The organism is uncultured Porphyromonas sp. (genome assembly GCF_947254915.1).
Taxonomy (GTDB): domain Bacteria; phylum Bacteroidota; class Bacteroidia; order Bacteroidales; family Porphyromonadaceae; genus Porphyromonas.
The window spans coordinates 1-10,146 of record NZ_CAMYEZ010000083.1; the positions used below are offsets into that span (position 1 = coordinate 1).

The window sequence follows — 10,146 nt, forward strand, 5'->3', positions numbered from 1 at the left end:
GTATTACTTACCGGTAGCTCCGTAGGGATTTTGAAGTTCCTACGGAGCTATTTTTTATTCCTCACGTAGGGGCGATATAAAAGTTCGGAAGAATGAAATGAAACTTCGGAAGAAAGAAATCAAAGTTCCGAAGAATTCTTTCGTTCCTCCGTGGATAATCAAAAAAATCCACCGAGGAATTGCCCGATTTCCTTCAATATAGACGTAGATGAACCGAACTTGTATCATGCGTCAGACCTGAGCGCTTGGCTAGATAGGGGAGACGGCAAGGAATTTAGTTGTACATTTGTCCTGCATTATGCGATATGTTGATGAGACTTGGTGACAGAATGGCTGAATTTGGGCGGACGGTGTCGCTGTTGCGCCTCTTTGGCAGGGTTATTGTATGGTCTCGTGATAGAAATATAGAGCTACTATGAAAAAGGACAATAAGAAAGGTGGCAAGCCTACGGAGCCACAACATATAGAAGCCTCTCAGGAGACTGAAAATAAGCAGGATGCACCACAGAAGAACTGTGAGACGACTGATGAGTGTGAGACGGATGCGGCAGCGACTCAGTGTGAGGAGCAGCGACTGGCTGAGCTACAGGAGTCTCTGAATAAGCTCAATGATCAGCACCTCCGCATGCTGGCTGAGTACGATAACTATCGCAAGCGTACGCTACAGGAGAAGAGCGACTTAATCAAGAATGGGGGCGAGCGTGTCCTCAAGGAGCTGCTCCCGATTGTGGACGACTTTGAGCTCGCGGTCAAGCATGCCCATGAGAGCAAGAGTGAGGAGGATCCGATTATAGAGGGACTACTCCTTATATATAATAAGCTAATCGGCTATCTAGAGAAGCAGGGTGTCGTGAGGATTGAGGCGACTGGTACACCCTTTGACGATAACCTACATGAGGCCGTAGCGATGATTCCAGCACCTACTCCAGAGCAGAAGGGGCAGGTGATCGACTGCGTTCGCACGGGCTATATGCTTCACGACAAGGTGCTACGCCATGCGCATGTGGTCGTCGGCAACTAAGAGGCATGGAGCTTTGATCTGCACAAGATAGATATATGGCAACGAAGAAAGACTACTATGAGCTGCTGGGTGTCTCACGAGACGCTTCGGCAGATGAGATAAAGAAGGCTTACCGCAAGCAAGCCTTAAAGTATCACCCCGACCGTAACCCTGGTGACAAGGAGGCGGAGGAGCACTTTAAGGAGGTTGCGGAGGCTTACGATGTGCTGAGCGATCCCGACAAGCGGAGTCGCTATGACCAGTTTGGGCATAGTGGCGTAGACGGAGCCAGTGGCTTCGGAGGCTTTGGCGGTGGTGGTGGCTTTACGGTGGATGATATATTCTCCCGTTTTGGCGACATCTTCGGAGGAGGCTTTGGCGATTACTTTGGCGGCGGTAGAGGCGCTGGCTCAGGTAGAGCACAGCGTCCTATGGGTAGTGACCTGCGCGTTACGGTGCGCCTCACGCTAGAGGATATCAATAGTGGGGTGGAGAAGAAGCTCCGCGTCAAGAAGTTGATCCAGTGTGATAGCTGTCATGGTCAGGGCACCACAGAGAGCGATGGCAAGCGCAGCTGCTCGACCTGTGGAGGCGCTGGTGTCGTTTACGATGTGCGCAACTCAATCTTTGGTCAGATGCGTACGCAGTCAGTCTGTCCTACCTGTGGAGGCTCTGGTGAGGTGGTTACGAAGCCTTGCGCTAAGTGCCACGGCAAGGGTGTGACGCAGGGTGAGGAGGTTGTCTCCTTTCGCATCCCCGCAGGAGTCGTGGGCGGTATGCAGCTGACCCTGCAGGGCAAGGGTAATGCAGCCCCCCAAGATGGCATCCCTGGTGACCTGCTTGTTGTGATCCAAGAGGAGCAGCACAAGGACTTCATACGCAACGGTAATGACCTGATCTACAATCTGCTTATCCCCATTCACACGGCGATACGTGGTGGACAGGTGACAGTACCGACGATCGATGGTAGTGCACGACTCAAGATAGAGCCTGGTACGCAGCCTGGCAAGGTGCTCCGTATGCGTGGTAAGGGACTCCCCTCTGTACAGGGCTACGGACGTGGCGACCTGATGGTCAATGTGAATGTCTTCATTCCGCAGAAGACCTCTGCAGAGGATGAGTCGCTGATTGATCAATTGGCAAAGGCTGAGCACTTTAATCCGACGGAAGCCGATCGTAAGGCTATAGACAAGAAGTATAGGGAGATGCTTGAGTAAGCATCTCCTATACCTTAATATATGGGATACAAAGACCGCTAATCGTATGGTACGAATGAACGCTGTGTGGGCTAGACTCACACTACTTATAGCATCGCTCTGCATAGCTCTGAGCAGCACAGCCTCAGCGCAGGAGCCTCTCAGTACTGACTCGCTGATTGCTGCGACTGCCGAGGGGCATCATCGTATCATCAGTATACTCCTCTGTACGCCCTCGCAGGCAGATGCCTACACGATCTATGGACACGCAGCGATGCGGGTGCGTAGCTTAGACGACCTAGAGGATGACTATGTGTACAACTATGGGGTCTTTGACTTTGACCAGCCAGGCTTTTACACTAAGTTTATCAAAGGTGAGACGGACGGTTACTTCGTTCAGCAGGAGCCGTGGGAATACTTCATCTACCGCTACCATACTTATGGGCAAAACGTCTATGAGCTAGAGCTAGACCTCTCTCCCGAGCAGGAAGAGGCGATATGCTCTTACCTAGCGTGGAACATTAAGGAGGAGAATAAGTACTACCTCTACAACTTCGCCTTTGACAACTGTGCTACACGACCATATTCTATTGTCAAGCAAACGCTCCCTAAGGGGTGGCGCATAGAGCTACCTCAAGTGGCGAAGGAGGAGTCGCTACGCAGTCTCATCGATGCCTATGCGGACTATCATCCGTGGTATCGTCTCGGTACGCAGCTCGCCTTGGGAGCACCTGCCGACACGACTATGACGGTCGAGGATCGGCTCTTCCTACCGATGGAGATGGATCGTCTCTTGCAGCAAGCGACACTGATCACTCCGACGGGTGCGAAGCCTCTCGTGAGCAATCGCATCGTCTATGAGACTCCGACACCGGCTCCGCAACCAGTGGCTCATTGGTGGCAAGAGCCTGTCGTATTGTTTTCACTCTTATTAGTCGTCTCAGGCGTGCTGTGCTACTTGCGTCGTAGTCGCTACTGGATACCTTTAATGATGACGGCCTACGCTTGTGCGGGCTTCATCTTGAGCTTCCTAACCTTCGTCTCGATACATCCCTGCACCGATCCTAACTACAACTTGCTGGTCTTTCATCCGCTCCTGCTCTTGGCTTGGTTTGCCTTGGGAAGGGGAGGCAAAGCTCAGCGCATCGCACGCTACTTCCACTCGGTAAATGCGTTGGCAGTAGCGCTCTTCCTGATCTTGGTCACTTGTGCTGTGCAGACTAGTTCGTTGCCCATCATCTTGCTTGCCATTCACTCGGCACTCCTTTCGGTAGCCTACCTGACCTATTCTAAACGACAAACAGAGCGCAGATGAGATCTATTCGCTATCTACTCCTCGCATTGACCTTGCCACTGGCACTCTCCGCACAGCGCGCAAGACCTGACATACTGGTGCAGATCTATGTCAAGGGGCTGCGCACCGACTTGCTGGATAGTTATCGAGCAGGGTGGGGGAGCAACGGATTGAACTGGGTGATGAAGCAGGGGACCGTGGCGCCTGACATTCGCTATCCATATCCATTGCTAGACGAAGTGGCACGACTGGCCTCGCTCTCTGCTGGTGCTATGCCAGAGATACATGGCGTGTACCAAGCTGAGCGGTATGATGCGGTGACACAGCGCTCGGAGTCTACCTTTGCCAATAGAGACTATCGTGGCATCAACAGCGCAGAGCAGCTAGCTCCCGCAGGTGCTTTGCGCAGCGAACTTCTCACAGACGTACTCAGAGGCTCTTCTCAAGGCGATGCTATTGTCTATGCGATAGCTAGCCGTGCCAACGATGCCATTGCTGTGGCGGGGCACGACGCTGAGGGAGCTATATGGATCGATAAACACAGCGGTTGGTGGGCTACGACCAACTTCTATGGCGGTCTGCCTGCTCTAGCTCTTAAGGCAAACAATGAGCAGCGCATGCTGGGCGGACGCACGACACCAACCATTTGGAAGCCTCTTGCGAAAGGCGCGAAGGAGGGTAGCTTTGCGCATACCTTCGAGGGAGCTTGGCGTATGAGCGACCTCTTGACCTCTCCTTTTGCCAATGATGCGATCACCGACTTGTCTAAGGAGTTCATACGCTACGCTCACAAGGCGCATCGCACGTCGCCTACGCTCATCGTTATGGTCTTAGACCTGGAGGTGGGCGCTCGTGGGGTCGCCTATGCGGACTATTCGCCAGAGCAACAAGACGCCTACGCTCGGCTTAATGAGCAGGTGCAGCAGACGACTGCTCTGCTACAAGAGTTGTACGGCACAGACCATTATGCGCTCAATATCATCGGAGTTCCTGTTGCGAACTTAGCTCAGCCGAAGACTCCTTCTCGTCGTTCGGTCGTCACCTTTGACCCTGCGAAGTGTATTGCACTGGCCAATCTTTACCTCTCGGCCATCTATGGGCGCAACGACTGGGTCATCGCCTACAGCCATCAGACGCTCCATCTAAATAAGAAGGAGATAGCAGATAAGAAGGTGGATATGGAGGATATGAGCAATAATCTTGCTACTTTTGTATCCGAGATGGAAGGTGTCATCGGGGCAATCCCCGCATATCAACTACAGAGGGGGCTGTCACAGCCTGCTTGGGCTAAGCCTCTGTACTCGCGTAGCTATCGTAGCTATGCGGGCGATGTGCTACTGGCTCTAGCTCCCTTTGCAGTGGTGGCTGGAGAGAAGCAAGGCACTGAGCAGCAGAGGCAGAGACGTGTCTCAGCGCCTTTTATCTTGATGGCTCCAGGAGTAGCTTCACAAAGGCTTACGGAGCCTATATCCTATGACGCGGTCGCACCTTCGCTCGCATACCTACTCTGTGTCCCTCAGCCGATGAGTGCTGACGGCACGCCACTCTTTACCCTATTCAATCAGAAATAATAAACCACTTTATGGCTCTCAGTAATATCATCACAAAGCTCTTTGGTAGTAAGTCTCAGCGAGACCTCAAGGAGATAACACCTTACATTAAGAAGATCGAGGAGGTCGAACCCTCCATACAGGCTCTCAGCGATGATGCTCTGAGAGATCGGACACAACAGCTGCGCAACGAGATCAACGAGTACGTTGCCTCGGAGCGTGCAGAGATAGCTAAGCTCAAGGAGGGCATCGAGGATCTCGACATAGATGCCCGTGAGGAGGCTTGGTCTAAGATTGATAAGATAGAGAAGGAGGTACTGGAGAAGATCGAGGTCAAGCTCGACGAAATCCTCCCCACGGCCTTTGCTATTGTCAGGGAGACCGCACGACGCTTTGCCAATAATGAGCAGATCGTCGTCACAGCCACGCAGATGGATAGGGATCTATCGATAGACCACGACTTCGTGGAGATCGATGGTGACAAGGCGATCTACCACAACCACTGGGTAGCAGGAGGTAACGAGATCACCTGGGATATGGTGCACTACAAAGTACAGCTCATCGGTGGTGTCGTACTGCACAAGGGTAAGATAGCCGAGATGGCGACAGGTGAAGGTAAGACGCTCGTCGCTACCTTGCCAGTCTTCCTCAATGCGCTACCAGGTAATGGTGTCCATGTGGTCACGGTCAATGACTATCTGGCTAAGCGTGACTCCGAGTGGATGGGACCGCTCTATATGTTCCACGGGCTGAGCGTTGACTGTATCGACAAGCACAAGCCTAATAGCGAAGGCCGTCGCAAAGCTTACAATGCGGACATCACCTTCGGTACGAACAATGAGTTCGGCTTTGACTACCTGAGAGACAACATGGCGACAGCACCCTCAGATCTCGTCCAGCGTCCGCACAACTACGCCATCGTGGATGAGGTGGACTCGGTCCTTATTGACGATGCCCGTACGCCTCTGATCATATCTGGTCCTACGCCTCAGGGAGAGGATCAGCTCTTTGAGGAGTACCTGCCCAATGTCGAGAAGGTGGTCAACGCTCAGAAAGATTTAGTCTCTAAGTTGCTCGTAGAGGCAAAGAAGAAGATAGCGAGCGAGGACAAGAAAGAAGTGGACGAAGGCTTCCTCCTCCTCTTCCGTGTCTTCAAGGGACTGCCTAAGTACAAGCCTCTGATCAAGTTCCTCAGTGAGCCAGGCATCAAAGCCTCTATGCTCAAGACCGAGGAGATCTATATGGCGGAGAATATGCGCCAGATGCACATTGTCACCGATCCGCTCTACTTCGTCATTGACGAGAAGATGAATAGCATCACCCTCACCGATAAGGGTATCGAGATGCTTTCGAAAGGTGCAGAGGATGCCTCTTTCTTCGTACTCCCAGACATTGCTTCTCAGCTAGCCGAGCTGGAAGGTGAGGGGCTTGCTCCCTCGGAGTACGCTACTAAGAAGGACGAGCTAATCACCAACTATGCGATTAAGAGCGAGCGTGTCCACACGGTCAATCAGCTCTTTAAGGCTTACGCCCTCTTCGAGCGTGATGATCAGTATGTGGTGATAGACAACAAGGTGATGATCGTCGATGAGCAGACGGGTCGTCTCATGGATGGCCGTCGCTACTCAGACGGTCTGCACCAAGCTATCGAGGCTAAGGAGCGGGTCAAGGTCGAGGCCGCTACGCAGACCTTTGCAACCATCACCCTGCAGAACTACTTCCGTATGTACCACAAGCTGGCTGGTATGACTGGTACGGCTGAGACCGAGGCGGGAGAGTTTTGGGACATCTACAAGCTTGACGTGGTGGTCATCCCGACCAATCGCCCCGTCATCCGTGATGATCAGAACGACCGTATCTACAAGACGGCTCGCGAGAAGTACAATGCGGTCATCGAGGAGATCGAGCGCCTCATAGCGGCTGGTCGTCCAGTGCTAGTAGGTACGACTTCGGTTGACATCAGTGAGCTACTCAGTCGTATGCTCTCACTGCGCAAGATCCCCCACCAGGTGCTCAATGCTAAGCTACACCAGAAGGAGGCTGACATCGTCGCTCAGGCTGGTCAAGCTGGCACCGTAACCATCGCAACCAACATGGCTGGTCGTGGTACCGATATCAAGCTTTCGCCAGAGGTGCGAGAGGCTGGTGGACTCGCCATCATCGGTACGGAGCGACATGAGTCACGTCGTGTGGATAGACAGTTGCGTGGTCGTGCAGGTCGTCAGGGAGACCCGGGTAGCTCTGTCTTCTTCATCTCGCTAGAGGATCACTTGATGCGACTCTTTGCGAGCGATCGTATTGCTTCGCTGATGGATCGTATGGGCTTTGGCGAAGGTGAAGCTCTTGAAAATAAGATGCTCAGCAACTCTGTGGAGCGTGCGCAGAAGAAGGTCGAGGAGAACAACTTCGGTATCCGTAAGCGCCTCCTAGAGTACGATGATGTGATGAACTCACAGCGTAAGGGTATCTACGAGAAGCGTCGCCACGCCTTGATGGGCGAGCGCATCGGTATGGACGTGCTCAACATGCTCTACGACGTGACCGAGGCGATTGTCAATAAGAATAAGGAGGCGGACGACTACGAGGGCTTCCGCAACGAACTCCTCTCGGTGCTAGCCGTAGAGACTGAGTTCACGCCAGAGACCTTTAAGTCGGCTCATACGAATGAGGTAGTTGACAAAACCTTTGAGACAGTCTATCAGGCACTCAACCACAAGGGTGAGAAGATCGCCTCCGTCGCTTACCCGATCCTGCACAACCTCTACGAGACGCAGGGCGACAAGTTCAAGCGCATCATCATCCCGATCACGGATGGTAATAAGGTGTACAACATTCCTTGCGACCTCGCCGAGGCAGACCGCACCGAGGGCAAGAGCATCGTCAAGGAGTTTCATAAGACGATCATGCTCTACACCCTGGATGATGCTTGGAAGGAGCACCTCCGAGAGATGGACGAGCTACGCAACTCCGTGCAAAACGCTAGCTACGAGAACAAGGATCCACTCCTCATCTACAAGCTAGAGTCTTACGAGCTCTTTAGTGATATGCTTGACGGGCTCAATCGCAAGACCGCTACGATCCTCACGCGTGGTCGTATCCCAGTCCCCGAGAACGATGAGAACGGCTCTAGTCTCTCCGTCCGGGAGGCTCAGACCGAGCGACGCACAGACCGTAGCCAGTACCGTGAGACCAAGGACGAGATCGCCAGCCAGCAGGAGGCGCAGCGTCAAGCTGGACAAGCCGCCACACAGGCTTCACAGCCTAAGGCTCAGCCTATCGTCAAGGAGCAAAAGATCGGTCGCAACGACCCATGCCCTTGCGGTAGCGGTAAGAAGTATAAGAATTGTCACGGGCGCAACGCCTAGGCATCATCATATGGGGGCAGGCTTTGGCAAAAAGCTTTGCCCCTTTTTGCTATTTCCAAAAGTCAATAGGGGCGCAGTAGGGTAGTGTACGAAGCTACCTTTGCTTTGATCCCCACCACACAGCGTAAGAACTATGATTTACTCCATGACAGGATATGGTAGCAGTCAGCTACTCCTAGAGGGTGTCACCTACGAGGTCTCAATTCGCTCCGTCAATAGCAAGCAACTCGACCTCTCACTCCGACTCCCCTCCATCCTACGAGACCGAGAGATAGAGCTTCGTGGCATCTTGATCCCCGCACTCTTCAGAGGCAAGGTCGACGTGACCATTCGCACGGCCGACAATTCGCTAGGCACCTCCCCCCATGTGCAGATCAATGCCCCTCTCCTCCATGCTTACTACGATCAGATCCATAGCGCTATAGAGGCCGAAGGGATACCTCAACCAGAGGATCTGACACGTCTCTTGCTCAGTTACCCAGGCGTCATCGTAGAGCAGGGCGAAATGCCCCTCACCGACGAAGATATGCAGCTACTGAGCCAAGCTATCGGGGAGGCGATTGATCAGTTCAACGCTTTTAGAGTGCAAGAGGGCGCATCGCTCGAGCGCATCTTTGTGGAGAAGCTTGACCGCATCGCAGCCTTGCTCGCGGAGGTTGACCCTTATGAGCAGAGCCGCATCACAGACCTTCGGAGCAAGCTCGAGGAGCGACTAGCCCAGCTCACCTCCATACAGTACGACGAGGCTAGGCTAGAGCAGGAGCTCATCTACTACATCGAGAAGCTGGACATCAGCGAGGAGAAGAACCGACTCGCCAACCATATCCACTACTTCCGTGAGGTGCTAGCCCAGACAGGTGACCCCGATCCCTCTAGAGGCAAGAAACTCGGCTTCATCGCTCAGGAGATGGGGCGTGAGATCAATACGCTCGGCTCTAAGAGCAACAATGCCGCCATGCAGCAGCTCGTCGTCCAGATGAAAGACGAGCTAGAGCAAATCAAGGAGCAAGTCCTCAACGTACTATAAAACCTAAGCGCCAAAAGCTATGTCACATCTCATCATTATATCTGCCCCCTCAGGCTCTGGCAAAAGCACCGTCATCCAGCAGCTCATGCAAGACGAGAGCCTGCGCCTCTCCTTCAGCATATCCGCCACGAGCCGTCCGCCACGTGGCAATGAGCAGCATGGCGTGGAGTACTACTTCTACACGCCCGAGCAGTTCAAGAAGTTGATTGCCGAGGATCGTCTCGTTGAGTATGTGGAGGTCTACCCAGGCAAGTACTACGGCACGCTCCGTAGCGAAGTTGATCGGCTAGGTTCTATGGGACGCAATATCCTCTTTGACGTCGATGCCGTTGGGGCGATGCGCATTCAAGAGGCTTACAGAGACAAAGTCGTCAGCATCTTCCTCATGCCACCCACCTTTGCGGAGCTGCGTCGTCGGCTAGAGTCACGAGGCACCGAGAGTCCTGAGCTGGTCGAGGAGCGCATGCGTCGTGCTTCGTATGAGATCAACTTTGCCGAGCAGTTTGACCACACCGTTGTCAATGACGACCTCACGCTTTGCGTCTCGCAGGTCGCACAGATTATCCGAGATGCTATTAGTCATTAGCTCTAATTCAAGAGTGCTGAGTAAGTTGCAGTATTGATAAATAGGAGGCTCAACCGTTGGTTGAGCCTTTTTATTGTATGACGGGCATGTCATACATCTGTGGTGAAAGTCCACGCGGGGCGTAGTTG

At 53.2% G+C, this 10,146-nt stretch carries 7 protein-coding genes; all 7 read left to right on the forward strand.

The window, feature by feature from the left end; translation table 11 throughout:
• Positions 1-415 precede the first annotated feature (415 nt).
• The 7 genes from Q0X57_RS05865 (at position 416) to gmk (ending at position 10,018) form a co-directional block, all read left to right on the forward strand.
• Positions 416-1,021, forward strand: coding sequence for a nucleotide exchange factor GrpE (locus tag Q0X57_RS05865; RefSeq protein WP_297728923.1), 606 nt, complete (start codon positions 416-418; stop codon positions 1,019-1,021).
• A gap of 35 nt (positions 1,022-1,056) precedes the next feature.
• Entirely contained in the window at positions 1,057-2,217 is a 1,161-nt protein-coding gene (gene dnaJ / locus Q0X57_RS05870) for a molecular chaperone DnaJ (protein ID WP_297728925.1), read from the forward strand.
• A gap of 46 nt (positions 2,218-2,263) precedes the next feature.
• A complete protein-coding gene (locus Q0X57_RS05875) occupies positions 2,264-3,511 on the forward strand; it encodes a DUF4105 domain-containing protein (RefSeq protein ID WP_297728928.1) in 1,248 nt (415 codons plus the stop codon).
• Positions 3,508-5,061 (forward strand): alkaline phosphatase family protein, encoded by a 1,554-nt coding sequence (locus Q0X57_RS05880; RefSeq protein ID WP_297728931.1) that lies wholly within the window; start codon positions 3,508-3,510, stop codon positions 5,059-5,061. The genes Q0X57_RS05875 and Q0X57_RS05880 overlap by 4 nt, the downstream gene beginning before the upstream one ends.
• A gap of 11 nt (positions 5,062-5,072) precedes the next feature.
• Positions 5,073-8,405, forward strand: a complete 3,333-nt coding sequence (gene secA / locus Q0X57_RS05885) for a preprotein translocase subunit SecA (RefSeq protein ID WP_297728934.1) — start codon at positions 5,073-5,075, stop codon at positions 8,403-8,405.
• A 133-nt stretch (positions 8,406-8,538) separates the two neighbouring features.
• Positions 8,539-9,432, forward strand: a complete 894-nt coding sequence (locus Q0X57_RS05890; protein WP_039865865.1) for a YicC/YloC family endoribonuclease — start codon at positions 8,539-8,541, stop codon at positions 9,430-9,432.
• 19 nt (positions 9,433-9,451) lie between these two features.
• Complete coding sequence (gmk, locus tag Q0X57_RS05895; protein WP_297728938.1) at positions 9,452-10,018, forward strand: guanylate kinase; 567 nt, start codon at positions 9,452-9,454, stop codon at positions 10,016-10,018.
• Positions 10,019-10,146: the final 128 nt, after the last annotated feature.

What these genes read in the sequence shown, in the direction of transcription:
- Q0X57_RS05865 (WP_297728923.1), top strand. Translation starts at nt 416, where the DNA reads ATGAAAAAGGACAATAAGAAAGGTGGCAAGCCTACGGAGCCACAACAT.
- dnaJ (WP_297728925.1), top strand. Translation starts at nt 1,057, where the DNA reads ATGGCAACGAAGAAAGACTACTATGAGCTGCTGGGTGTCTCACGAGAC.
- Q0X57_RS05875 (WP_297728928.1), top strand. Translation starts at nt 2,264, where the DNA reads ATGGTACGAATGAACGCTGTGTGGGCTAGACTCACACTACTTATAGCA.
- Q0X57_RS05880 (WP_297728931.1), top strand. Translation starts at nt 3,508, where the DNA reads ATGAGATCTATTCGCTATCTACTCCTCGCATTGACCTTGCCACTGGCA.
- secA (WP_297728934.1), top strand. Translation starts at nt 5,073, where the DNA reads ATGGCTCTCAGTAATATCATCACAAAGCTCTTTGGTAGTAAGTCTCAG.
- Q0X57_RS05890 (WP_039865865.1), top strand. Translation starts at nt 8,539, where the DNA reads ATGATTTACTCCATGACAGGATATGGTAGCAGTCAGCTACTCCTAGAG.
- gmk (WP_297728938.1), top strand. Translation starts at nt 9,452, where the DNA reads ATGTCACATCTCATCATTATATCTGCCCCCTCAGGCTCTGGCAAAAGC.